Here is a 23,301-nt window from a genome sequence, read left to right on the forward strand (position 1 = left end):
CGGCGGTGAGTGCCGGTGCCGGGCCGGTTCAGGCGTGCAGGTCGCCCTCGATGACCGTGACCGCGTGGCCGTTCAGCAGGGTGCGCTCGCCGCGCAGGCGGGTGCGGACGATCCCGGTGCGGGAGCCGCCCTGGAGGCCGACGAGGTCGTCGCGGCCGAACCGGGCCGACCAATAGGGGGCGAGGGCGGTGTGGGCGCTGCCGGTCACCGGGTCCTCGTCGATGCCGACGGCGGGGAAGAAGCCGCGGGAGACGAAGTCGTAGCCGCGGTCGGGGTGTTCGGCGGCGGCGGTCGCGATGACGCCCCGCGTGGAGAGGTCCCTCAGGGCGCCGAAGTCCGGCGCGAGCCCGCGCACGGCGGCCTCGTCGCGCAGCTCCACGACGAGGTCGCCGATGTGGTCGGCCGTGTCGTGGACGGTGAGGATCTCGGCGCCGAGCGCCTTCTCCAGGCCGTGGGGTACGGGGAGGGGGGTGAGGGAGGAGGTCGGGAAGTCCATCGTGATGGTGCCGTCGGACTCGGGGGCGGCCCCGAGGACCCCGCAGCGGGCCGCGAAACGCACGGGGCCCCTCATCCTCCCCGTGGAGTGCAGGACGTGGGCCGTGGCCAGCGTGGCGTGCCCGCACATGTCGACCTCGGTGGTGGGGGTGAACCAGCGCAGGGCCCAGTCGGCCTCGCCGCCGGCGGGCAGCGGGTGGGCGAAGGCCGTCTCGGAGAGGTTGACCTCCGCGGCGACCCGCTGGAGCCAGGTGTCGTCGGGGAAGGAGTCGAGGAGCAGGACTCCGGCCGGATTGCCGGAGAAGGGCTGGTCGGTGAAGGCGTCGACGATTCGGATCCGCATGTCGCCGACCGTATCGAGGACGGATCTCGGGGAGCCAAGTCCAATCGCGGAGAACTGGACCGGTCGGTGGCTCCCGGCGTGGGGCCGCGGACCTGCGGGGATGGCAGGACAGTCGGGATGCTTGCTCGACGAACGCTTCCGATATATCGTTGAAGCATCGCGACAGTTCAACGATGTCATCCCGATGAAAGGAGCGTTGCGATGCGTTCACATGGACACGAGTACGGAAACGGACACGGAGCCGGCCGTGGAGGCTGTGGCCCCGGGCCTCGCGGCGACTTCGAGGGACGGCGTGCGGCGTTCGGTCCCTTCGGGCCGGGCTTCGGCGGGGGACCCTTCGGCGGAGGGCCCTTCGGTGGTGGTCGCGGGCGCGGCGGCGGCGGCCGGGGGAGGGCGCGGCGCGGTGACGTCCGGGCCTCGATCCTGGCGCTCCTGACGGACCGCCCGATGCACGGCTACGAGATGATCCGGGAGATCGGCGAGCGCAGCGACGGGGCGTGGAAGCCCAGCCCCGGCTCGGTCTACCCGACCCTCCAGATGCTGGAGGACGAGGGGTTGATCATCAGCGAGAGCGAGGGCGGCAAGAAGCTGTTCACGCTCACCGACACCGGGCGCGCCGAGGCCGAGGACGGCCCCGACGCTCCCTGGGAGGAAGTCGGGCGCGGCGTCGACTGGGAGGCGCTGAACGAGGTCCGGCAGGCCGGGTTCGGTCTGATGGAGGCGTTCGGGCAGGTCTGGAAGACCGGCACTCCGGAGCAGCGGCAGAAGGCGGTCGGTGTGATCAACGAGGCCCGGAAGAAGCTGTATCTGATCCTGGCCGACGAGCACTGACGGGACGGGTGGCGAGTCGATGAGTGCCGGCCGGTGCTATTGAGGCCGGATCCGACGAAGGGTCCCGCGGCGCGTGCCGCGGGACCCTTCGTCGGATCCGCGTCAGATGACCCCGCCTGAGAGCCTGTCCGGGGACTTGGTCAGGACGCCCGTCGGGCCGTTGCCCTTGATGGCGAACGCGCCGTCCGGGAGGTCGGTGTGCGTGGCTGGCCGCGGGCATTCAATACCGATGAGCACTCAGTTCTGCCGTGGTCGGGCCCGCGCCGTCGCCGATCCACCAGATCTCGGCCGCGTCGAAACTGTCGGAGGCACGGGGTGCCCCGTCCTCCTCGTGGCAGTGGAACGCCGCCCAGAACAGATCGGCGGGCAGCGCCGCCCGGGGTGCGTACACCCGGTAGACGTACTGCCGCCCGTCGCGCGCGAGCAGAGCCACCATCCAGAACACGACAGGAAGACGTGCGGGGAAGGGCCGGTGGTTGCATCCCGGGTACGGAGCCGTCGGTGCGCGGTCGGCGGGGAGCGATCCGCCGGGTACGGAGCCGGCGGTGCGCGCCCGGTGGGGAGCAATCCGCGCGATCTCATCCGTGAGGAGGAGGAACCGCGCGCGCGTGCCCCACTCCGGTGGGACGCGGACATGCTCCTCCCCGGCGATGCCCCGGCCGCCCCGAGCTGATGAGGTGGGAGGGTGCACTGTCCCGTCCCGCTTCCCCAGCCGCTCCGGCAGCCCGTCGCCCCACGCACGGAGCTCACGACCCTGCTGACGCCGTCCTTCATGACGGTCGTCGCGGGCGCCCGGCGCAGAGCCCTCAGGGACGGGGACCGGCAGGTCGACACGGCGCACCTCCTGCACTCCCTCCTGGAGTCCGACCCCGAGGCCGGTGCGGCGTTCGAGGGTGGCGGTCCTCAGCTCGCCCGGGTCCTCGGCTATCTCGTCCAGCGGTCCATCGGTTACGGCCTGCGCTGGCAGCGCTCGACGGAGAACTCCGGCGCCGGGCGCAAGCTGCCCGCCGTAGCCGGAACGGAGTCGCCGGATCCCCGGGCCTCCGGTTGGTCACCGGCGGCCGCCGCCGCTCTGGAGGGGGCCTTCCGGCGGGCGGCGGAGCGGGGCGACGCGCAGGCGCGCGGCGTGGACCTCCTGGCCGTCGTCGCCGCCGACCCCGGGAGCCGGGCCGTCGAGGTGCTGCGCCGGGCGGGGGTCGATCCGGACGCGCTGGCCGCTCGGATCGGAGGGTGCTGAGCGGGCGTACCTGCCGCGCGCCTGCGTGAGCGTGGGCCGTCTCAACAGGTGCGACGGGGGTTACGCGCCTGACGGCGCCCTGTCATCATGGCCCGATGCACGCGTCTCAGGGGAGAAGCGCCGGCCTGGGACTCGCCCTGGCCTCGGCCTTCGCATTCGGCGGTTCAGGAGTGGCGGCCAAGCCGCTCATCGAGGCGGGGCTCGACCCGCTGCACGTGGTGTGGCTCCGGGTCGCCGGCGCCGCGCTCGTCATGCTCCCGGTGGCCTGGCGCCACCGCGACCTGCTGCGCCGCAGACCCGCGCTCCTCCTGGGCTTCGGCCTGCTCGCCGTCGCCGGGGTCCAGGCCTTCTACTTCGCCTCGATCTCCCGCATCCCCGTCGGCGTCGCCCTCCTCGTCGAGTACCTCGCCCCGGCGCTCGTCCTCGGCTGGGTCCGCTTCGTCCAGCGGCGGCCCGTCACCCGCGCCGCCGCCCTCGGCGTCGTCCTCGCCGTCAGCGGTCTCGCCTGCGTCGTCCAGGTCTGGTCCGGGCTCACCTTCGATCTCTTGGGTCTGCTCCTGGCGCTCGCCGCGGCCTGCTGCCAGGTCGGCTACTTCGTCCTCTCCGACCAGGGCGCCGACGAGGACGGGCAGGCCGACCCGCTCGGCGTCATCGCGTACGGGCTGCTCATCGGCGCGCTCGTCCTCACCGTCGTGGCCCGCCCGTGGGGCATGGACTGGGCGCTTCTGGGCGGCAGCGCCGACATGGACGGCAGTGCCGTGCCCGCGTGGCTGCTGCTCGGCTGGATCGTGCTGATCGCCACCGTGCTCGCGTACGTCACCGGGGTCATCTCGGTGCGCCGGCTCTCCCCGCAGGTGGCGGGTGTCGTCGCCTGCCTGGAGGCCGTCGTCGCCACGGTCCTCGCCTGGGTGCTGCTCGGCGAGCACCTCGACGCCCCGCAGCTCATCGGCGGCGCCGTGGTCCTCGTCGGTGCGTTCATCGCCCAGTCCTCGACGCCCAGGGCGGCCGCCCCCGGACCTGTGACGGGCTCGGCGACGGAGGCCGGAGCGGCTGAGGCCGGAACCGGGGGCCGGGATGCGGAGTTGTCCGCCGGGCGGACGGCCCCGTAAGGTGCCGATCATGCCTTCGACCGTCCTTCCGCCTCCCGCCCTCTAGGCGCGCGGCGACCCTCCTCGACGAAGACCGGGCTCGGCCGGGCGGCTCCTCGCCCCCGAGCGGTTCGTCGCTGCCCGCGCGCGGAGCCCAGCGACCACCTTTCCCTCCTGTCTTCCACGGAGAAGTCACGTGTCGAACTCCTCGGAATCCGCCCTGTCCGTCGGGCGGAGCCTGCTCTATCTGATCGTCGCCGGAATCGCCTGGGGCACGGCCGGCGCCGCCGCCTCGCTGATCTTCCGCATCAGCGACATGGGCCCGCTGGCCCTCTCCTTCTGGCGCTGCGTCGGCGGCCTCGTCCTGCTGCTCGGCGCGCTTGCCCTGCGGCCCCGGCGCGAGACCTCCCGGACGGCCGGGGAGCCGCGCGGCCGGCGGACGGCCCGCATCCTCGGTACGGGCATCGGCCTCACCGTCTTCCAGAGCGCCTACTTCGCCGCCGTCCAGTCCACCGGCCTCACCGTCGCCACCGTCGTCACCCTGGGCGCCGGTCCCGTGCTCATCGCGGTCGGCGCCCGGCTCACCATGGGCGAACGCCTCGGTCGCGGCGGCATCGCCGCCGTCACCGGTGCCCTCGCCGGGCTCGTCGTCCTCGTCCTGGGCGGCGGGGCCGCGGAGGTACGGCCGTTCGGTGTCGTCCTCGCGGTCGTCTCGGCGGCCGGATACGCGGCGATCACCCTGCTCACCCGCCGGCTCGGCCGGGGCGGCGGCCGCACGGACGCCCTGGCCACCACCACCTGGGCGTTCGCGATCGGCGCGGTCGGGCTGCTGCCCGCCGCGCTCGCGGAAGGGCTCGTACCGCACACCGACGCGCCCGTGAGCGTCCTTCTGCTCCTCGTGTACGTGGCGGCTGTGCCGACCGCGCTCGCGTACGCGCTGTACTTCGCGGGCGCTGCGGTCGTCCGGGCCGCCACCGTCTCCGTGATCATGCTCCTGGAGCCGGTGAGCGCGGCCGTGATCGCCGTCTCGCTGCTCGGCGAGCGGCTGACCGCCGCGATCCTGTGCGGCACGCTGCTGCTGCTCGCAGCCGTCACGGGGCTCGCCTGCGCCGAGGCGCGGACGGCGGCGGCGGAACGCAGTCGGGCGGCGGGCCGGCCGGTGGTCGTGTAGGCGTATCGGGGGAGGGGCGGGCTGGTCGGGCGGTCGTCCCGTCCGCCCGGTCCTCCGTCTGCGGATTGCCCTATGGTGCCTTCCGCCCTCCGCAGGTGTCAGAGCGCGGCCAGGTAGTCCGGCAGGGCGACGGCCGGGTCGAGGTCGTCGGCCGGGACCGGCGGGCCGTAGCCGCCGCGCACCGGGACGACGCCGGACCAGTGGGGGAGGGCGAGGTCCTCGGGGTCGTCGTTGGGGCCGCCGGTGCGCACCTTCGCCGAGACCTCGTCAAGGTCGAGCCGGATCACGGCCGTGGCGGCGAGCTCCTTGGCGTTCGCGGGGCGCGAGTCCGCGGAGCGGCCCGGGACGACGTGGTCCACGAGCGCGTCGAGCGCCGTGCGGAGTTCCCCGGGGTCGGTGACCTGGTGCGCGGTGCCGTGGACCACGACGGACCGGTAGTTGAGGGAGTGGTGGAAGGCGGAGCGGGCGAGCACGAGGCCGTCGACGTGGGTCACGGTCAGACAGACGGGCAGGCCGGGGGCGGCCACGCCGTCACCGGTGGCGCGCAGCGGACGCGATCCGGTGGATCCGTGCACGTAGAGGCGGTCCCCGACGCGGGCGAAGAGCGTCGGGAGAACGACCGGCGCGCCGTCGCGGACGAAGCCGAGATGGCAGACGTACGCCTCGTCGAGTATCGAGTGGACCAGCGCCTTGTCGTACGAGGCGCGCTCGCGGGAACGCGTGGGCACGGTCCGGTCGGTGGGCGGATACGTATCGGCGGTGGTGCTCATTGCCTACTCCTTTGCACTAGTGCATACTGATGTTTGTGCTAGGAGAATATCGGATCGAAGGTCGTCGCGCCTCGGACATCGCCGCCAGTGTGGAGAGAGGGGTCGGTGCCGGGAACTTGCAGCCAGGTCAACACCTGCCGCCCATGCGTGAGTTGGCCCTCACGCTCGGGGTGAACCCGAACACCGTCGCCGCCGCCTACCGCACCCTGCGGGAGCGCGGCGTGATCGAGACCGACGGGCGTCGAGGCAGTCGGGTGCGTCCGCGCCCCGCCACGACCGCGCGCGGCTCGATCCGTGTCGAGGCACCCGAGGGTGTCCGCGACGTGAGCAACGGCAACCCCGACCCCGCTCTGCTGCCCCCTCTCGGTGAGGCCTTCGCCGAGGTCGCCCGGCGGTACGCCGTGCGGCCCGGCATGTACGGAGAGACCCCCGTCGACGAGGAGTTCGGGCGGCTCGCGCGCGCCGCCTTCGACGCGGACGGGGTGCCGGACGGCCCTGTCGGCGTCGCCTCTGGCTCCCTCGACGCCGTCGAGCGCGTGCTCGCCGTCCACCTCAGGCCCGGTGACGCGGTCGCCGTCGAGGACCCGGGCTGGGGCAGCCTCCTCGACCTGGTGCCCGCGCTCGGGCTGCGTCCCGTGCCGATGGCCGTGGATGACGAGGGGCCGCTGCCGGAGGAGGTCGAGCGGGCGATCCGGCGCGACGGGGCGCGGGCGGTGATCGTGACCGACCGGGCGCAGAACCCCACCGGGGCGTGCGTCACGGCGGAGCGGGCGCGGGAACTGCGGCGGGTGCTCGCCGGGCACCCGGGTGTCCTGCTCGTCGAGGACGACCACGGGCACGGCATCGTCGCGCAGCCGCTCCACCCGCTCGCCGGGGGCGACCGCCCCTGGGTGCTGGTCCGCTCCGTCGCCAAGGCGTACGGGCCCGACCTGCGGATCGCCGCCTTCACCGGCGACGCCGAGACCGTCGACCGGGTCCTGGGGCGGCAGCGCCTCGGCCCCGGCTGGGTCAGCCGCCTGCTCCAGGGGACGGTCGCGTACCTCTGGGCCACGGAAGCGGTGGATCCCGCGGTCGTCGCACGCTCCTACGGGAAGCGGCGTGACGGGCTCGTGCGGGCGCTGGCGCGACGGGGGGTGGAGGCGCACGGGCGCGGCGGCATGAACGTGTGGGTCCCGGTCGCCGACGAGACGGGCGCGGTGGCGCGGCTGCTCGCGGCGGGGTGGGCGGTTGCGCCGGGGGCGCGGTTCCGGATGGAGGCGGGGGCGGCTGTGCGGGTGACGGTGTCAGGGCTGGCGGTGGGGGAGCTGGAGGGTCTGGCGGATGTGGTGGCGGGGGCGGCGGGGGTGCGGGTGGCACGGGCGTACGGGTGAGCAGGGGGGTGGGGGCGGGGGGGTCCCGCCCGGGTACGGCCGGCCGCGGGGCTTCTGGGGTCAGGGGCGGGCCGCTGGTTGGCGGGCGTCGAGGGGGGTCGCGGCCGGCGGGGGTGTCGGGCGGCGATGGCGGGTGCGGGTCTGGGTGAGGGCCGCGCCCGCCACGACGACCAGGGCGCCGACCGGGGTGTTCCAGGCGAGCTGCTCGTTCAGCACGGCCACGCCCGCCGCCGTCGCGATGACCGGGATGAAGTACGTGACCATCGCGGCCGTCGTCGGGCCCACCTCCGCGACCACGTTGTACTGGAGCAGCATCGCGTACCCCGTGCCGAGCGCGCCGAGTGCGATCACGGCGAGCAGCGGGACGAGTTCCACCGACTCCGGCATCGAGGTGAACAGCGGTGTCACGACGGCGAGTTGCAGCGTGGCGAGCCCCACCTGGGAACCGGCGAGGGAGAGGTTCGACGCGCCGGTGCCGGTGAGTGTCCTGCGGACGTAGATCCAGCCGACCGCGTAGCTGAAGGACGCCAGGAGGGCCAGCGAGGTGCCCGTCACGTCGAGGCCGGAGAAGCCCTGCCAGGCGCCGAGGACCGTGAGCACCCCCACGAAGCCGATGCCGAGGCCTGCGGCGCGGACCCGGGTCGGGCGGTCCTCGGAGAGCGCGACGAGGGAGAGCAGCATGCCCCACAGCGGAGTCGTCGCGTTACAGATGCCGGCCAGGGTCGACGGGATCGTCAGCTCCGCGTACGCGAAGAGGGAGAACGGCAGCGCGTTGAGGAGGAAGGCCGCCACCGTCAGATGACCCCAGACGCGGGCGCCGCGCGGCAACCGGTCGCGCTTCACCACCAGGGCCACCGCGAGCACCGCCGTACCGAACAGGAGGCGCCCGAAGGTGACCTGGAACGGCGCGAAGCCCTCCGTGCCGACCTTGATGAGCAGGAAACTGAAGCCCCAGATCAAGGCCAGTACGCCGAAGCGGACGCGCCAGTCGAGCAGGCGTGAGCCGGGAGGTGAACTGAGGACGAGGGGCGAGGAGGGCGGGGCTGCGGGGCTCATGCACTCAGGGTGAAGGCCGCGATCTCGTAGGACAAGCGAGATTTACTCGACCCCTCCCCTTAGGATTGCTTACATGTTGAACCTGGAGCGCCTCCGCACCCTCGACGCCGTCGCCCGGCACGGTTCGGTCAGCGGCGCGGCCGACGGGCTGCACGTCACCACGTCCGCCGTCTCCCAGCAGCTCTCCAAGCTGGAGCGGGAGGTGGGTCAGCGGCTGCTCGCCAAGAACGGCCGGGGCGTCCGGCTGACCGACGCCGGGCTCTTGCTCGCCGAGCACGCGGCCCGGATCCTCTCCCAGGTCCAGCTGGCCCAGGCCGACATCGAGGCCCAGCGCGGGCAGGTGGTGGGCGAGGTACGGGCCGCCGCCTTCCCGACGGCGGCCCGGGGGCTCTTCCCGGCCGCGCTCGCCGCCCTGCGCGACGGGCACCCCGAACTTCGCGTGCGGACGACGGAGCTGGAGCCCGAACAGGGCGTGCGCGCGGTCCTGCGCGGCGACGCGGACCTGGCGCTCGTCCTGGAGTGGAGCAACAAGCGCGCGCCGGTGCCCGGCGGGCTCGAGCGGGCCCACCTCCTCGACGACACGGCCGATGTGGCCCTGCCCGCCGGGCACCGGCTGGCAGGGCAGGAGGCGGTGGACCTGGTCGACTTCGCCGACGAGGAGTGGGTGTCCTGGCCGGAGGGCGAGTTCTGCCACGACTGGCTGATGTTCACCCTGCGTTCCCAGGGCATCGAACCGCGCATCGGACACCTCGCGGGGGAGCACCACACGCAGCTGGCGCTCGTCGCGGCCGGGCTCGGGGTGTGCGTGACGCCCCGGCTCGGCCGCCCGGTGCCCGACGGGGTCGTGTTCGTGCCCGTGCGCCAGCCGGTACGGCGCCACATCTACGCCACCTGGCGCGCCGACGCGGGCCGCCGGCCCTCCGTGCGCGCGGTCGTCACGGCGTTGCGGGCGGCGGCCGAGCCGTTGGCGAGCTGAGGCCCGGTCCGGGCGTACCTCGACGGACGGTGACGGGGAGCGGTCGCGCCGCCGGCCGGCCGAGGTCCGTACCGCGCGTGCCCCGTCGGGCGGGCGGTCGTCGCGCCGTCGGCGAGCTGAGGTCCGTACCCGTGTGGTGTCCCTCGGCCGAGGCGGCCGTCAGGGCGTCGTGGTGAGTTTGCGGAAGTCCCAGGAGGCGACGGCGTCCGGTGTCAGACGCATCCAGGCGTGCCGGCCGTCGTGCGGCATCGTGTCCAGGCCGAAGTTCTTGGCGGCGAACAGCTGCTCGGGCACGTCGAGTTCGGGCCACGGCTCACCGGTACGCGGGGCCTCACCGACGAAGGTGACCGTGCCCGACAGTTCGACCCCGCGCAGTTCGCCGTACTCCTCGCCGTCGTCCACCACGACGGCGACCCTCGGGTCGGCGCGCAGCTCGGCCCAGCGGCGGCTGCGCGTCAGCGAGTACAGCCACAGCGACGAGCCGTCCCAGGCGAACCAGAGCGCGCTCACATGCGGGCGGCCGTCGGCGGAGACGGTCGCGACCCGGCAGGTGCGCTGCTCGGTGAGGAAGGAGTCGAGCTCGGCCGGGGTCATCATGATCCGGCGTCCACGGCGCTGTGTGGCGGGCATCGTCCGCACCCTTCTGTGTTCCTGATGAGACGTCAGGAAGCATGAGGGCCCAGCCGCGCCGGTACAAGGGGGCGGGACCACGGGGAAGGTCCGGGGCCAGGTTCACGGTCGGGCGCATGGACCCAAGGAACGGCTCGGGGAGCGGACTCGGCCGGACGGCGGGGCCGGGCTGCTCACCGTCGAGTGCCGGCAGGGAGTCGAGGGCACGGGCAGCGCACGGCCCGGACTCGCCGCCGTCGCCCGCGTGTCGGGCACCCCGCCGAACGTCGCCCGGTCCGTGGCCGCCGCGCACGAGGCGGACGCCCAGGTGATCCACGCCGTCGCCGAGCGGCGCCCCGACGGGCGGGGCGACGCCCGGCTGTTCCGGGCCGCCGTCAGCCGAAGCTGATCTCGTCGCCCACCACCTGGATCGGCTCCGGCGGCAGGGGCGCGGGCGCCGGGCCGGACTTCACACTGCCGTCCGACATGTCGAAATGACTCTGGTGGCACGGGCAGACGATGACCCCGTCCTTGACGCTGGTCACCGCGCAGCCCGCGTGGGTGCACTTGGAGGAGAAGGCCTTGAACTCACCGGCCTTCGGCTGGGTGATCACCAGACCCTTGCCGGCGATGATCTTTCCGCCGCCCACCGGGATGTCCCCGGTCCGCGCGAGGGCGGCGCCCCCGGTGCCTTCCGCGGCCTCCGAAGGCGTGTTCTTGTCGTCCGTGCCGCCCCCGCAGGCGGCCAGCGCCGCCGCCAGGCCCGCGCTGCCCGCCGCCGCGACCACCGTCCGTCGTGCCACTCCGCTCATGTGCTCTCCCTCTTCTCCCGGTGCTCTTCCCCGGTGCCCTGGTGTGTCGACATCCGAAGGTACGGCTGTGAGCTGTGTCCCGTGCACAGGATGGGACTTCGCTTGCGTCACGATTCCGTCCGGACGGTGACTCAGGCCTTCGGCATGGCCATCGTGGCGACCGGCGCCGAGGTCGGGCGGGGCGAGCCGCCCTCGGGTTCCACGGTGATGCCGATGCCGCCGGACCTGTTCGCCGGACCCTCCAGGAGGGTGGTCGAGGACGTCGTACCGGAGGCCATGAGGCCGGCCGACCGCATCGTCCCGGCGTCGTCGTACCAGAGCTGGTAGACCTTGCCGGCCGGCGGCGCCGGCATCCCCGCGGCGGCGAACACCGCCCGGTCCAGAGACCGGGCGTGGACGAGCGTCCCCACGGCGCCGTCCGCGAGGCGCGCGGTGGAGACCCGGGCGTCGGGCGCCGCGAGCACCGCCGCGACGGCCGAGGCGCTCGCCTCGGCGCGGGCCGCCCGCTCCCCGGCCTCCTCGGCCCGCTGGTACTGCACGCCCGCGACACCGGCGAGCGCCACCACCGCGGCGACGGAGGCGGCGAGGGCCCACCGGGGCAGTCGGCGCAGGCCGCGGCCACGCGCGTGCGTACGGCCGGACGGCACGGTCACCGGCGGCAGTTGGCGGACGCCCGCGATCCGGCGCAGCACCTCGGCGCGCAGCGCCGGGCCGACCGGTTCGGCGACGGCCAGGCCGAGGCGTGCGGCCGTCTCCGACAGTTCCCGGACCTCGTGGGCGCAGGCGGAGCAGTGGGCGAGGTGCCGCTCGACCGCCTCGCGCTCCTCGTCCGTGTCCAGCGCGTCCAGCACGTACGCGCCGGTCAGCGTGTGCAGGTCACCGCCGGTCATGCCGTCACCCCCAGGCAGTCGCGCAGCCGGATGAGACCGTCGCGCATCCGTGTCTTCACGGTGCCGAGCGGCAACGAGAGGAGCTCGGCGACCTCGCGGTAGGTCAGTCCGCGGTAGTACGCGAGCGTGACGGACTGCCGCTGGCGTTCCGTGAGGCCGCGGAGACAGCGCCGTACCCGCTCGCGGTCGAGACGGTTCTCCACCTCCTCGGTCACCTCGTCGTACGCGGGGGTGTGCTCCAGGAGCGCGACCCGCCGGGCGCGGTCCGTCGAGGCCTGCTCGGAACGCACCCGGTCCACCGCACGGCGGTGGGCGAGGGTGAGCGCCCAGTTCAGGACGGAGCCGCGATCCGGCCGGTAGCGCGCGGCGGACCGCCAGAGGTCGACCATCACCTCCTGGGTCACCTCCTCGGACTGCGCGGGGTCCCGCACCACCGAGCGGACCACGCCGAGTACGGGTCCTGAGACCCGGTCGAAGACGGCCGAGAAGGCCTCCTGGTCCCCCCGGGCGACCTGGCCCATCAGTTCTGGCAGGCCGTCGCCGCCCGGGTCCGGGGCCGGACCTCCGTCCACGCGCGCGTGCTCTCTCACCGGCTGGGCCCTCCTGCGTGTCCTGGGATGCGCCCCTACTTCGGAGCGGCTGCGCCGACGGATTGGTCCGTACGACCCCGATCCTGGGGGAGCCGGCTCAGGGCACCGGGCCACCACGCCGCCGGGCCGAGGTCCCGGACGAGCGCCGGAACGAGCAGCGAGCGGACGACCAGGGTGTCCAGGAGGACGCCGAAGGCCACGATGAACGCGATCTGGACGAGGAAGGCCAGCGGGATCACACCGAGCGCCGCGAAGGTCGCGGCGAGCACCACGCCCGCCGAGGTGATCACGCCACCGGTGGCGGTCAGACCGATGCGGACGCCCTCCCGCACCCCGTGGCGCAGGGACTCCTCACGGACCCGGGACATCAGGAAGATGTTGTAGTCGACGCCGAGCGCGACGAGGAAGACGAAGCCGTACAGCGGGACGGAGGAGTCCGTGCCGGTGAAGCCGAAGACGTGCTCGAACACGAGGGCCGAGACGCCGAGCGTGGCGGCGAAGTTGAGGGCCACGGTGGCGACGAGGAGCAACGGCAGCACCAGCGAGCGCAGCAGCGCCACCAGGATCACCAAGATGATCGCCAGGACCACCGGCACGATGAGCGTCCGGTCCCGGGCGGCCGTGCGCTGGGTGTCGTACTGCTGGGCGGTGGAGCCGCCGACCAGGGCGTTCGCCTCCGGCACGGCGTGGACGGCGGTACGGAGCCGGGCGAGCGTCTCCCGTGCCGCGTCGCTGTCGGCGGCGTCCGTGAGGGTGGCGTCGACACGGACCTTGCCGTCGACCACGAGGGGCGCGCCGGGCGCGGGGCGGCCCGAGGCGTCCACCGCGAAGGCCGAGTCGACGCCGTCGACGTCCTCCGCGGCGGCGACGACCTTCGCCGCCGCCCCCGCGTCGGTGATGATCACCGCGGGGTTGCCGGCGCCACCGGGGAAGTGGCGGCCGAGGGTCTCCTGCGCGGCGACGGAGGGCACGTCGTTGACGAAGATCTCGTCGAAGGGCACGCCCCGGGAGTTCAGGGCGGGAGCGAACGCGGCGCAGGCAAGGAGGCCGGCCAGGGTGACCGCCCAGACCTTGCGGGGGGCGCGGTCGACGAGGGAGGCGATCCGCTGCCAGACGGCGTGGCCGCCGGTGCTGGTGCCGGCGTCGGTCTCGGTGCCGGGATCGGCGTCCGTACCGGCGCGCCGGGGGGCCGTCTTCGGGCGGGCCGGCCAGTACGCGGCGCGGCCCGTGAGGACCAGGGCCGCCGGCAGGAAGGTCAGGGCACTGAGGACCGAACAGACGATGCCGATCGCGCCCACGGGGCCGAGCGCCCGGTTGTTGGACAGGTCGCTCACGAACAGGGCGAGCAGACCGAGGGCGACGGTCGCGGCACTGGCGACGATCGGTTCGAAGGAGCGGCGCAGGGCCCGGTTCATCGCGGCGAAGCGGTCCGCGCCCGGCACCGTGAGCTCCTCACGGTAGCGGGCGGCCAGGAGCAGCGCGTAGTCGGTGGCGGCGCCTATCACCAGGATGGACAGGATGCCCTGCACCTGGCCGTCCACCCTCAGGACGCCGGCGTCGGCGAGCACGTACACGATGGCGCAGGCGAGACCGAGGGCGAAGACCGCCCCCAGGATGATCATCAGGGGGAGCAGGACGCTGCGATAGACGACCAGCAGGATCAGCAGCACCGCGATGAGAGCGACGCCGAGCAGCAGGCCGTCGATCCCGGAGAAGGCTCCGGAGAGATCGGCCTGGGTGGCGGCCGGGCCCGCGATGAGGACGGTCGTCCCGGGGACCGAGGCCGCCGCCTTCCGGATCGTGTCGAGCGTGGTCGGCAGAGCGTCCCCGAGGTCCGGCTTCAGGGCGACCACGGAGCGCAGTGCCTCGCCGTCCTCGGACGGCAGTGCGGGGGAGGGCGGGCCCGCGATGCCCTCACCGCCGGTGAGCGAGGCGAGCGCCCGGGTCGCGGTGGCGGTCGCGTCGGCGGCGAGCGGCCCGCCGTCCCGCGCGGTCCACACCACGATCGCGGGCACGCTCTCGGACCGACGGAAGGCCTTCTGCTCCTCGACGACGCGGGTGGACTCGGCGCTGCGCGGCAGGAAGGCCGCCTGGTCGTTGGTGGCGACCTCGCCGAGGCGCCCGGCGAACGGGCCGAGCCCGCCGCCCACCGCGAGCCAGGCGATGAGGAGCGTCAGGGGGAGCAGGAGGCGGGTCCTGCGGAGGGCGCTGGGCGGCATCGGGGGCTCCGTACTGTATCTCGATCATTAACTATCTCAATGATTGAGAGAGTTTCTATCATGTGTGTGTCTCGACTCTCGACGACCCCTTCGGTCACAGCCCGCAGGACGGATGCGCGTCGGGCGGACGACACCTCAACGGCGCGGTACGTGCAGCGCCCCGAGCTCCTCGTTCAGCGTGTTCAGGAAGCGCAGCGCCACCGAGAGCTCGGCCGGGTCGAACTGCTCCCGCGCCCGCTCCGCCGCCTCCGCGAGCGGCAGGAAGTACCGCCTGGCCGCCGCCCTCGCCCCGTCCTCGTACCGCACATGGACGACACGGCGGTCCGCGCTCTCCCGGGTCCTGCGGATGTGCCCCGCCTTCTCGAGGCGGTCGAGGCACGCCGTGACCGCGCCCGACGTGAGCCCGAGGTGCTCGCGCAGCCGCCCCGGCGTCAGGGGTTCGGGGCTGTCCAGGACGACGGCCAGCGCCTGCACGTCCGTGGGATGCAGCCCCTGCGCCTGCGCGAACCCGTGCACCAGACGGTTGATCTCGCCCTGGGTCCGCCGCAGCGCGACGGCGAAGCTCTGCAGGTCACCCGTGGGGCCTGCGGGGGCGGAGGGAGCGTCTCGGTCTTCGTTGCGGGCCACGCGTTCAGCCTATAGACATCGCTCCCACGCATCCGCCCGAGCCGCGGACGGGGAAGGATCACCAGGGGCGCCGCTTTCCCCGGCGTCGTGACGCCCCCGGACGCAGACGCCCGGACGGAACGGAGTACACACCATGGCGACGCACCCCCGGGCCGCGTCCGGCCGCACGCTCTGCCTCGTGACCGGCGCGGGCGGCTACATCGGCGGACGGCTCGTCCCCGAACTGCTCGACGCCGGATACGGCGTCCGCTGCCTCGCGCGCACCCCGGCCAACCTCCGCGACCACCCCTGGGCGGACCGGGTCGAGGTGGTACGCGGAGACGTCACCGACGCCGCCGGCCTGCGGGACGCGTTCCGCGACGTCGAGGTCGCCTACTACCTGGTGCACTCCATGGGATCCGGGCCCGGCTTCGAGGAGACCGACCGGCGCGCCGCCCGCACCTTCGCCGAGGAGGCCCGTGCCGCCGGGGTCCGGCGCATCGTCTACCTGGGCGGACTCACCCCGGCGGACGTACCCCAACAGGCCCTCTCCACGCACCTGCGTTCCCGGGCCGAGGTCGGCCGGATCCTGCTCGACTCGGGCGTGCCCACGACCGTCCTGCGGGCCGCCGTCGTCATCGGCTCCGGCTCCGCCTCCTTCGAGATGCTCCGCTACCTCACCGAACGGCTCCCCGTGATGGTGACGCCGAGCTGGGTCGGCACCCGCGTCCAGCCCATCGCCGTCCGCGACGTGCTGCGCTACCTCGTCGGCAGCGCCCGCATGCCCGAGGACGTCAACCGCAGCTTCGACATCGGTGGCCCGGACATCCTCACGTACCACGACATGATGATCCGCTACGCGAAGGTCGCCGGACTGCGCCGACGGCTCATCCTGCCCGTCCCGATGCTCACCCCGCGCCTGTCCAGCCACTGGATCGGACTCGTCACGCCCGTCCCCGCGTCCCTGGCCCGCCCGCTCGCCGAATCGCTGCGGTACGAGGTGGTCTGCGCCGAGCACGACATCGCCGACCACGTGCCGGATCCGCCCGGCACCCCCGTCTCCTTCGACGACGCCCTCGCGCTCGCCCTCCAGCGGGTACAGGAGGCGCGGGTCACCACCCGGTGGAGTTCCGCCTCGCTCGCCGGAGCCCCCAGCGACCCCCTGCCCACCGACCCCGACTGGGCCGGCGGCAGCCTCTACACCGACGAACGCGAACGGACCGTCGACGCCGGGCAGCAGGCCCTGTGGCGGGTCATCGAGGGCATCGGCGGCGAGAACGGGTGGTACTCCTTCCCGCTGGCCTGGGCCGTGCGCGGCTGGTTCGACCGGCTCGTCGGCGGCGTCGGGCTGCGCCGGGGCCGCCGCGACGCCGAGCGGCTGCGGGTCGGCGACGCGCTCGACTTCTGGCGGGTCGAGGAGATCGAGCCGGGGACCCTCCTGCGGCTCCGCGCCGAGATGCGGCTTCCCGGGCTCGCCTGGCTGGAGATGCGCGCCGAGCGTGACGAGGAGGGGCGCACCCGGTACCGCCAGCGCGCCCTGTTCCACCCGCGAGGCCTCGCGGGCCAGGCGTACTGGTGGAGCGTGTCGCCGTTCCACGCGGTCGTGTTCGGCGGCATGGCGAGGAACATCGCACGGACGGCGGAGAAGGGCGGGGCGGCGGCGGTTACGGCTGGCGAACGGGCTCCGGGGGACGGGCCTTCCGGGGGGCGATCCGCGGGGGAAAGACCCTCCGGGGGACGGGGCCCGGAGGACGGGCCCCCGGCCGGGCGGTCTCCCGGCGACGGGCCCTCGGGGGGACGGGGCCCGGAGGACGGGCCCCCGGCCGAGGAGGCTCCCGGCGACGGGCCCTCCGGGGGATGGGGCCCGGGAGCCGCTCCGCCGCCGCATCCGTGAGTCGGCGGTACGGGAAAGGGGGGCGGCACATCCACCCCAGCAGCCCGCCGGGCGTGCGGCGTCACCGTCCGTCCGGCGACCGATCCCCTCCGGAAGGGGCCCCATGACCGTCTCCGTCGTCCTCTTCACCTCCGACCTCCGCGTCAACGACCATCCGCCGCTCCGCGCGGCCGTGGACGCGGCCCACGAGGTCGTCCCGCTGTTCGTCCGTGACCCCGCCGTCGACCGGGCCGGTTTCGCGGCTCCCAACCGGCTCGCCTTCCTCGCAGACTGCCTCGCCGACCTCGACGCCGGCCTCGGCGAGCGGGGCGGCCGGCTCGTCGTGCGCGCGGGCGACACCGTCGCCGAGGTGTGCGGTGTGGTGCGGCAGGCCGACGCCGACGAGGTCCACATGGCGGCCTCCCACTCGGCCTTCGCCCGCACCAGGGAGGCGCGGCTGCGGCGGGCCCTGGAGTCCGACGGGCGCCGGCTCTACGTCCACGACGCCGTGACCACGGTCGTGCCTCCCGGCGACGTCACTCCCCTGGGCTCCGACCACTTCGCCGTGTTCACCCCGTACCTCAGGCGCTGGGTCTCCGCACCGCTCCGCACACCCCTCGCGGCTCCCCGGAAGGTGGTGGTGCCGCCGGGGCTGCGTTCCGAGCCCCTGCCCGACCGCGCCTCCGTGGCCGGCGTCTCCGAGGGCCTCGCCACGGGCGGGGAGACCGAGGGGCGCCGAAGGCTGGGGGCCTGGCTGTCCCGGCACGCCGACACCTACGAGGAGATCCACGACGACCTCGCGGGCGACGCGACCTCCCGGCTCTCCCCGTACCTCCACTTCGGCGCGGTCTCGGCGACGGAGGCCGTCCACCGGGCGCGGGCCCGGGGCGGCGCGGGCGCCGAGGCGTTCGTACGGCAACTGTGCTGGCGGGACTTCCACCAGCAGGTGCTCGCCGCACGACCTGAGGCCGCCGTCGAGGACTACCGGCCCCGGCACGACCGCTGGCGGCGGGGCGACGACGCCGAGGCGGACCTGAGGGCCTGGCGGGAGGGCCGGACCGGCTATCCCGTGGTCGACGCGGCCATGCGGCAGCTCGCGCACGAGGGCTGGATGCACAACCGGGGCCGGCTGCTCACCGCCTCCTTCCTCGCCAAGACGCTCTACGTCGACTGGCGCGAGGGGGCCCGCCACTTCCTCGCCCTCCTCGTGGACGGTGACATCGCGAACAACCAGCTGAACTGGCAGTGGGTGGCGGGCACGGGCACGGACTCACGACCGCAGCGGGTCCTGAACCCCGTACTCCAGGGCAAGCGGTACGACCCCCAGGGCGCCTACGTCCGGCGCTGGGTGCCGGAGCTGGCGACCCTGACGGGTCCCCTGATCCACGAGCCGTGGCGGCTCAAGGGCGCGGACCGGACCGCGTACGACTACCCCGATCCGATCGTCGACCTCGCCGAGGGCCTGAACCGCTTCCGGCGCGCCAGGGGCCGGGACTGAGGGCATCCCCGCGCGATCGTCGATACGACGCACAAACGATGCGAGTTGAGTCGCCTCCCCCTGTGGCCGGACGCTGAGGGAGCCGGGAGCACGGAGCCCCGGGAGGAGGAGGACCGCCATGACCGCGACCATGACAGCGACCACGACCCCGATCGCGCCCCCCGCCACGACCGTGACCTCGATCCCGAACGTGTCCGCGACCGCGGCCGTGACCTCGGATCCGGCGGCTGCCGGCCCCGCCGTCGGCGCCGTCCGGCCCGAGACGCTCTCGGACGAGGAGATCGGCAGGGGGCTCGTCCGGGGCGACGAGCGCTGTCTCGTCCTCGCCCACCGGCGCTGGGCCCGGCTCGTCCACACCCTCGCGGCCCGCGCGCTCGGCGATCCGCGCGAGGCCGAGGACGTCACCCAGCAGGTGTTCCTCGCCGCCTGGCGCGGCAGGGCCGGATACCACCCGGAGCGCGGCCCCGTGCCCGCCTGGCTCGTCGGCATCACCCGGCGGAAGATCGCGGACGCGCTCACCGCCAGGACCCGGCGACTGGACCTCGTCGCCGCCGCGGGCGCGGCCCTCACGCCGTCCCCCGACACACGCGAGGGGCCCGAACACGTCCTCGACCGGCTCGTGGTCACCCGTGAACTGGCGCGCCTGCCCCGGGTCCAGCGTGACGTACTGACCCTCGCGTTCTTCGCGGACCTGACACAGGTGCAGATCGCCGACCGCACCGGGATGCCCCTCGGAACCGTCAAGAGCCACGCCCGCCGGGGACTTCAGCGGATGCGCCGCAGCCTGGACGCGGCGTAGAACCGCGGGGGCTGCGAAGCCGCACCGGCCGCCCCGGCGCCGCGTCCCCTGCTTCCCGACCGGACGGGGTCGGTACGCGACGGCCCGCGCGACCTGGCAGACTGCGGCCCTCACGGTCGTCTCCCCCCTCGTCATGAGCGCCCCGCTCATCCGGGAAGCGGCAAACGACTCCTGGAGGCCCCCATGGCGAACCGGCCCGGACACGCGGCCCACTCGGCCCGCACGAGCGGGCTGTTCGACCGGCCACCGCAGCGGCGCGGGAACGGGACGGCCACCCGATGACCTGCCGTACCCGGCGCCCAGCCGACCCGAGCACGCCGAGCACCCTCATGGTCCGCAGCGCTCCGGCCGCGCCCACCGCGGCCGTGCTGCTGCTGCACGGCGGCCGCGCCGACGGGCCCGAGCCGCCGCCCGCCCTCAACCTTCCCGCGCTGCGGATGCGCCCGTTCGCCTCGGCGGTGACCCGCGCGGTACGGGGCCGGGACGTACTGATCGGTGAGGTGCGCTACCGCCATCGCGGCTGGAACGGCCCGCGCGCCGACGCCGCCAAGGACGCGGAGACCGCCCTGGCGGCCCTCAGGGAGCTGGCCGGGGCCGTGCCGGTCGTCCTCATCGGCCACTCCATGGGCGGCCGCGCGGCCCTCCGCGCCGCGGGCGACCCCGCCGTCCGCGGGGTCGTCGCCCTGGCGCCGTGGTGCCCCGCCGGCGAACCGGTGGACCACCTCGGCGGCCGACGCCTCTACCTCCTCCACGACGAGACCGACCGCGTCACCTCCGCCCGCGAGTCCTGGGACTTCGTCCGACGGGCCCGGGCGGCGGGCGCCGACGCCGTCGGCATCCCCATGCCGGCCGGGGGCCACGCCATGCTCCGCTGCGCGGACCTCTGGCACCGCCGCGCGGCGGAACTCACCGGGGCCCTGCTCTCCCACGGCTAGGCGGGACCGTCGGCTCCGGCCCGCACCCCCGTGACGGGCCGCGAGCCCGCCCCGTCTCCGTGCGTCGTGCCGTTGTGGGTGCCACGGAGGAGGCAGTGGGTCATCCTGGGCGTATGGGTGCCGAGCGTGTCGGGGGCGTGACGAAGGGCCGGTCCGGAGTCCGGGGCTCCCGGTGGGCTCCGGTCGGCCGTCTCGCCGCGGTCGTCGCGACCGTCGCCGCGCTGGTCGGTTGTGCGGGTGAGGGTCGGACGCCCACGGGAGCGCACGGGCCGACGTCGGTGATCCCCTCGGTCACGTCGTCCGCCCCGGCCGCCGACGCGCTCCCCGCAGCCCCCGCACCCACCTCCTCCGCTCCCACCCCGCGAGGGCCCGTCGACGCCGAGGTGTCCATACCGTCGATCGGCGTCGAGGATCTGGACGTCGTGCCGTACGAGGGCACGACCGACGACCCCGCGGGCACCCGCATCCAGGATCGCGGCGTGGCCGCCAGTCCCCACGGCGAGCGCGGTGGCGTGGGGCCGGGCGAGGTTGGCAACTATCTGGTGACCGCCCACCGGTTGTCGGCCGGCGGGCCCCTGCGCGAGCTGCCCTCGGTGGAGGTGGGGGACCGCGTGCACGTCACCGCTGACGGCACCGTCTACACGTACGAGATCGTCGAGACCCGCACCACGTCCTTCCGCTCGGCCCGCTCCCTCGCCGAGCAGCGCGCCGCGGTGCCGGGTGAGCCCGGCGAGAAGCCCACCCGGGCCATGATCACGCTCTCCACCTGTGCGACGCCGGAGGACGACGCGGCGGGCAACTTCTGGCGGGACGCCCAGGGCAATCCCGAGCACCGCATCGACAAGATCGGCGTCCTGACCTCGACCCGGCCGGTGTAGCGGATCCGTCTTCGCGACGGAGCGGGCCCGGACCCGTACGCGTGGGAAGACCGTTCACCGGGTCGCCGCCGCCTGTCGTTCCGCGTAGAGCCGGGACAGGCTGTCGAGTGCCTCCCGCAGACCGCCGGGACGCAGCATGCCCGCCTGTACGGTGCGCCCGGCCCAGCCCGGTCCGGCCAGCATCACCAGGGGGTGCGTCCGCGCGCCCTTGACGCCGAAGGAACTCGCGGCGACGTGCTCGGCCAGCGCGTGGTTCGCGGTCGAGCGGGCCTGCGACCAGAGCACGACCGCTGCCGGGCCCGTGCGCCGTACAGCCGCGTCCAGTGCCTCGGCGGGGACGGCCGCGCCGAACATGCGGCTGGGAAGGCCGCGTTCGGCGAGGCCCGCCGCCAGCGCCTCCAGCGGCAGGGTGTGCTGCTCGGCGGGGACGCAGGCGAGGATGACCGGGGTCATGGAGACGGGGCCGGGGGCCGCGATCTGCCGGAGCGCGGTCGACACGTGCCACGACAGCAGGTGCTCCACCTCCACGTAACGGTCTCCGGACGACTCCCACTTGCGTCCCACCGCGTGCAGGGTCGGGGCCATCACCTCCTCCCAGGCGGTGACGAGGCCGTGGTCCGCCACGACGTCACGGAGCAGGGTGTCGAGAGTGGGCCCGTCGAGCCGTACGGCGGCGCGTGCCAGCCCGCGGCACTCCAGGCGCACATCGCCGAGGGGAAGCCCGTTCCCTGACCCCGGCTGGCGGGCGGCGGCGCGAGGGGGCGCGGATGCCGCCGGCCCGGTCGGCCCGGTCACCCCAGTCGGTCCGTTCGGTGCGTCGGATCGGCTCGGGGTGCTGCTTGGGTTGCTGCTCGGGTTGCTCGGGTCTGTGGGGCCGTTCGGTATGTTCGGCCGGCTCGGTTCGTGCGGCCCGTGCGGCCCGTTCGGTCGGGTGGCGCCGGGGTACGGGGCCTCGGACCGGTTTCGGGTGTCGGTGCCGTCGCCGGGGTACGCGCGCGAGGACCGGGCGGCCCGCGCCGCTTCGGCGGGAGGGACGCCCGAGGCCGTCAGCCGGCACATCTCCTCCAGCATGGTGATGTCTCCCGGTGCCCACCGCCGGTGGCGTCCGCCCACCCGAGCGGCGGGACCGATGCCGTATCGCTGGTCCCATGAGCGCAGCGTGGTCGGTGACACCCCGAGGCGCCGGGCGACCGCCCCGGTGGTGATCCCGTGCTCCGTATCGGACATGCCTCCAGCGTACGACGCACAAACGATGCGAGTCCCAGGGGGCGGGGTACGCGCGTACGTCCCAGGCTTCGGCGCGGGTCAGGTGACCGGGGTGCCGGAACGTTCGGCGGCGAGCAGTCCCGCGCAGGCCTCCCTCGTCGCCCGGTGCACCGCGCGGGCGAGGCGCGCGCCCCACAGGGACCGCGGACCGGCGAACGGTTCGGCCGCGTTCCCGGCCGGCGACGGCGCGGCGACGCAGACGGCGTCCGTGGGCGTACCGGAGGCGTCGGCGCCGAGTTCGACGAGGGCCTGGGTCTTCGCCTCGGTGGCGGTGGCCACCGCGTTCACGAGCGCGGCGTCCGTGAGGGCCACCGGCAGCGACACGATGATGTTGATCGTCCCCGGGCGGGGGGCGGCGACGCCGCCGCGTCCCGGCGCGGCGGCCCAGCCCCGTACACCGATCCCGGCGGTGACGACGGCCTCGGCGCCGCCGTCCACGGCGTGACGCCGGTCCGTGACGGACGCCGCCGTCATCAGCCCCACACCGGGGCCCGCGAGTCCCGCGTCCGAGGCCAGATCGCGCAGGTGGGCCACGGGGTCCCGCCGGTCGTATCCGGGTGGGACCTGGGCGTTGAGCACCCATTCCCGGGCGCCGATGCCTCCACCGAGCACGGCGCTCGACACCATGCGTACCCCCGGCCCGGGAACCCACACCAGGAGCGGCCACTCCCGGCCCCCTTCCTCATGGGTGCGGAGAGTGGCGTGCGCGAGAGAAGCGCTGGTGGGGAGGGTTCGCGGAAGCACCCCACACCCTAACGCGCGGCTTTCAGCACCCCGAGTCGCATGAGGATCACGTCCACATCGCCTTCGCGTCCGGTCGAATGCCGCTGGAATCTCACTCCAACGAGTGAAAGACCCATCCGGAAGGCCCTGGGCTCCGAAACACCCACGACAACAGGGCCACGGCGGGGACTTCCCCGGCGGAGGTCCGGACGCGTCACCGCACTCCCGGCCGGGGTGGTCGTGCCGTCACTCGTACCCGTGCGCTC

23 protein-coding genes and 1 pseudogene are annotated in these 23,301 nt (G+C 74.4%); 12 read left to right on the forward strand and 12 right to left on the reverse strand.

Translation table 11 applies throughout. The features are described 5' to 3' along the window. Positions 1–28: 28 nt before the first annotated feature. The gene (locus ACFWV2_RS13375) at positions 29–838 is read right to left on the reverse strand and encodes a PhzF family phenazine biosynthesis protein (RefSeq protein ID WP_384405118.1); all 810 of its coding nucleotides are present in this window, start codon (positions 836–838) and stop codon (positions 29–31) included. Between the two features lie 201 nt (positions 839–1,039). On the opposite strand from ACFWV2_RS13375, the gene ACFWV2_RS13380 reads away from it, so the two are divergent. After that, on the forward strand, positions 1,040–1,669 hold the full coding sequence (locus ACFWV2_RS13380; protein WP_384405119.1) for a PadR family transcriptional regulator: 630 nt from the start codon (positions 1,040–1,042) through the stop codon (positions 1,667–1,669). A 220-nt stretch (positions 1,670–1,889) separates the two neighbouring features. Here ACFWV2_RS13380 and ACFWV2_RS13385 read toward each other — a convergent pair whose 3' ends face one another. After that, positions 1,890–2,114 carry a hypothetical protein gene (locus ACFWV2_RS13385; protein WP_384405120.1) on the reverse strand — a complete coding sequence of 75 codons (225 nt, stop codon included), beginning with the start codon at positions 2,112–2,114 and terminating at the stop codon, positions 1,890–1,892. A 240-nt stretch (positions 2,115–2,354) separates the two neighbouring features. Here ACFWV2_RS13385 and ACFWV2_RS13390 point away from each other — a divergent pair, with 240 nt between their 5' ends. The 3 genes from ACFWV2_RS13390 (at position 2,355) to ACFWV2_RS13400 (ending at position 5,165) form a co-directional block, all read left to right on the forward strand. After that, on the forward strand, positions 2,355–2,906 hold the full coding sequence (locus ACFWV2_RS13390; RefSeq protein ID WP_384405121.1) for a Clp protease N-terminal domain-containing protein: 552 nt from the start codon (positions 2,355–2,357) through the stop codon (positions 2,904–2,906). A 95-nt stretch (positions 2,907–3,001) separates the two neighbouring features. Next, positions 3,002–4,015, forward strand: coding sequence for a DMT family transporter (locus ACFWV2_RS13395; RefSeq protein ID WP_384405122.1), 1,014 nt, complete (start codon positions 3,002–3,004; stop codon positions 4,013–4,015). Between the two features lie 175 nt (positions 4,016–4,190). Beyond that, on the forward strand, positions 4,191–5,165 hold the full coding sequence (locus ACFWV2_RS13400) for a DMT family transporter (RefSeq protein ID WP_384405123.1): 975 nt from the start codon (positions 4,191–4,193) through the stop codon (positions 5,163–5,165). A 98-nt stretch (positions 5,166–5,263) separates the two neighbouring features. Here ACFWV2_RS13400 and ACFWV2_RS13405 read toward each other — a convergent pair whose 3' ends face one another. Beyond that, positions 5,264–5,935 (reverse strand): pyridoxamine 5'-phosphate oxidase family protein, encoded by a 672-nt coding sequence (locus tag ACFWV2_RS13405; RefSeq protein ID WP_384405124.1) that lies wholly within the window; start codon positions 5,933–5,935, stop codon positions 5,264–5,266. Positions 5,936–5,970: 35 nt separating this feature from the next. On the opposite strand from ACFWV2_RS13405, the gene ACFWV2_RS13410 reads away from it, so the two are divergent. Next, complete coding sequence (locus ACFWV2_RS13410; protein ID WP_384405125.1) at positions 5,971–7,305, forward strand: aminotransferase class I/II-fold pyridoxal phosphate-dependent enzyme; 1,335 nt, start codon at positions 5,971–5,973, stop codon at positions 7,303–7,305. 60 nt (positions 7,306–7,365) lie between these two features. Here the strand turns inward: ACFWV2_RS13410 and ACFWV2_RS13415 are convergent, their stop codons facing one another. Further along, positions 7,366–8,361 (reverse strand): DMT family transporter, encoded by a 996-nt coding sequence (locus tag ACFWV2_RS13415; RefSeq protein WP_384405126.1) that lies wholly within the window; start codon positions 8,359–8,361, stop codon positions 7,366–7,368. A gap of 73 nt (positions 8,362–8,434) precedes the next feature. On the opposite strand from ACFWV2_RS13415, the gene ACFWV2_RS13420 reads away from it, so the two are divergent. After that, positions 8,435–9,337, forward strand: coding sequence for a LysR family transcriptional regulator (locus tag ACFWV2_RS13420; RefSeq protein ID WP_384405127.1), 903 nt, complete (start codon positions 8,435–8,437; stop codon positions 9,335–9,337). A gap of 159 nt (positions 9,338–9,496) precedes the next feature. On the opposite strand, the gene ACFWV2_RS13425 is transcribed toward ACFWV2_RS13420, so the two are convergent. Continuing rightward, complete coding sequence (locus tag ACFWV2_RS13425) at positions 9,497–9,967, reverse strand: pyridoxamine 5'-phosphate oxidase family protein (protein WP_384405128.1); 471 nt, start codon at positions 9,965–9,967, stop codon at positions 9,497–9,499. Between the two features lie 169 nt (positions 9,968–10,136). Here ACFWV2_RS13425 and ACFWV2_RS13430 point away from each other — a divergent pair. After that, positions 10,137–10,340, forward strand: a pseudogene (locus ACFWV2_RS13430) (cysteine hydrolase); the annotation flags it as partial. Position 10,341: 1 nt separating this feature from the next. On the opposite strand, the gene ACFWV2_RS13435 reads toward ACFWV2_RS13430, so the two are convergent. The 5 genes from ACFWV2_RS13435 to ACFWV2_RS13455 form a co-directional block, all read right to left on the reverse strand. Further along, complete coding sequence (locus ACFWV2_RS13435) at positions 10,342–10,758, reverse strand: Rieske (2Fe-2S) protein (RefSeq protein ID WP_384405129.1); 417 nt, start codon at positions 10,756–10,758, stop codon at positions 10,342–10,344. Between the two features lie 131 nt (positions 10,759–10,889). After that, the gene (locus ACFWV2_RS13440; protein WP_384405130.1) at positions 10,890–11,648 is read right to left on the reverse strand and encodes an anti-sigma factor domain-containing protein; all 759 of its coding nucleotides are present in this window, start codon (positions 11,646–11,648) and stop codon (positions 10,890–10,892) included. Next, complete coding sequence (sigK, locus tag ACFWV2_RS13445) at positions 11,645–12,169, reverse strand: ECF RNA polymerase sigma factor SigK (RefSeq protein WP_384405330.1); 525 nt, start codon at positions 12,167–12,169, stop codon at positions 11,645–11,647. Before sigK ends, ACFWV2_RS13440 begins: the two co-directional genes overlap by 4 nt. Positions 12,170–12,273: 104 nt before the next feature. Beyond that, a complete protein-coding gene (locus ACFWV2_RS13450; RefSeq protein ID WP_384405131.1) occupies positions 12,274–14,457 on the reverse strand; it encodes an MMPL family transporter in 2,184 nt (727 codons plus the stop codon). 135 nt (positions 14,458–14,592) lie between these two features. Beyond that, positions 14,593–15,084 carry a MarR family winged helix-turn-helix transcriptional regulator gene (locus ACFWV2_RS13455; RefSeq protein ID WP_360791605.1) on the reverse strand — a complete coding sequence of 164 codons (492 nt, stop codon included), beginning with the start codon at positions 15,082–15,084 and terminating at the stop codon, positions 14,593–14,595. A gap of 133 nt (positions 15,085–15,217) precedes the next feature. Here ACFWV2_RS13455 and ACFWV2_RS13460 point away from each other — a divergent pair, with 133 nt between their 5' ends. The 5 genes from ACFWV2_RS13460 to ACFWV2_RS13480 all read left to right on the forward strand — a co-directional run bounded on the left by ACFWV2_RS13460 (position 15,218) and on the right by ACFWV2_RS13480 (position 21,046). Further along, entirely contained in the window at positions 15,218–16,957 is a 1,740-nt protein-coding gene (locus tag ACFWV2_RS13460; RefSeq protein ID WP_384405132.1) for a DUF2867 domain-containing protein, read from the forward strand. A gap of 103 nt (positions 16,958–17,060) precedes the next feature. After that, positions 17,061–18,434 carry a cryptochrome/photolyase family protein gene (locus tag ACFWV2_RS13465; protein ID WP_384405133.1) on the forward strand — a complete coding sequence of 458 codons (1,374 nt, stop codon included), beginning with the start codon at positions 17,061–17,063 and terminating at the stop codon, positions 18,432–18,434. A 118-nt stretch (positions 18,435–18,552) separates the two neighbouring features. Further along, positions 18,553–19,233, forward strand: a complete 681-nt coding sequence (locus ACFWV2_RS13470; protein ID WP_384405134.1) for a sigma-70 family RNA polymerase sigma factor — start codon at positions 18,553–18,555, stop codon at positions 19,231–19,233. Between the two features lie 329 nt (positions 19,234–19,562). Further along, the gene (locus ACFWV2_RS13475; protein WP_384405135.1) at positions 19,563–20,168 is read left to right on the forward strand and encodes an alpha/beta hydrolase; all 606 of its coding nucleotides are present in this window, start codon (positions 19,563–19,565) and stop codon (positions 20,166–20,168) included. 113 nt (positions 20,169–20,281) lie between these two features. Continuing rightward, positions 20,282–21,046: a class E sortase gene (locus ACFWV2_RS13480; protein ID WP_384405136.1), complete on the forward strand. Its 765-nt coding sequence runs from the start codon at positions 20,282–20,284 to the stop codon at positions 21,044–21,046. A gap of 54 nt (positions 21,047–21,100) precedes the next feature. On the opposite strand, the gene ACFWV2_RS13485 is transcribed toward ACFWV2_RS13480, so the two are convergent. Both ACFWV2_RS13485 and ACFWV2_RS13490 read right to left on the reverse strand, forming a co-directional pair. Then, complete coding sequence (locus ACFWV2_RS13485; protein WP_384405137.1) at positions 21,101–22,273, reverse strand: MerR family transcriptional regulator; 1,173 nt, start codon at positions 22,271–22,273, stop codon at positions 21,101–21,103. Between the two features lie 78 nt (positions 22,274–22,351). Then, positions 22,352–23,056, reverse strand: coding sequence for an adenosylcobinamide amidohydrolase (locus ACFWV2_RS13490; RefSeq protein WP_384405138.1), 705 nt, complete (start codon positions 23,054–23,056; stop codon positions 22,352–22,354). Positions 23,057–23,301: the final 245 nt, after the last annotated feature.

This window comes from Streptomyces sp. NPDC058671 (genome assembly GCF_042716475.1).
GTDB lineage: Bacteria > Actinomycetota > Actinomycetes > Streptomycetales > Streptomycetaceae > Streptomyces.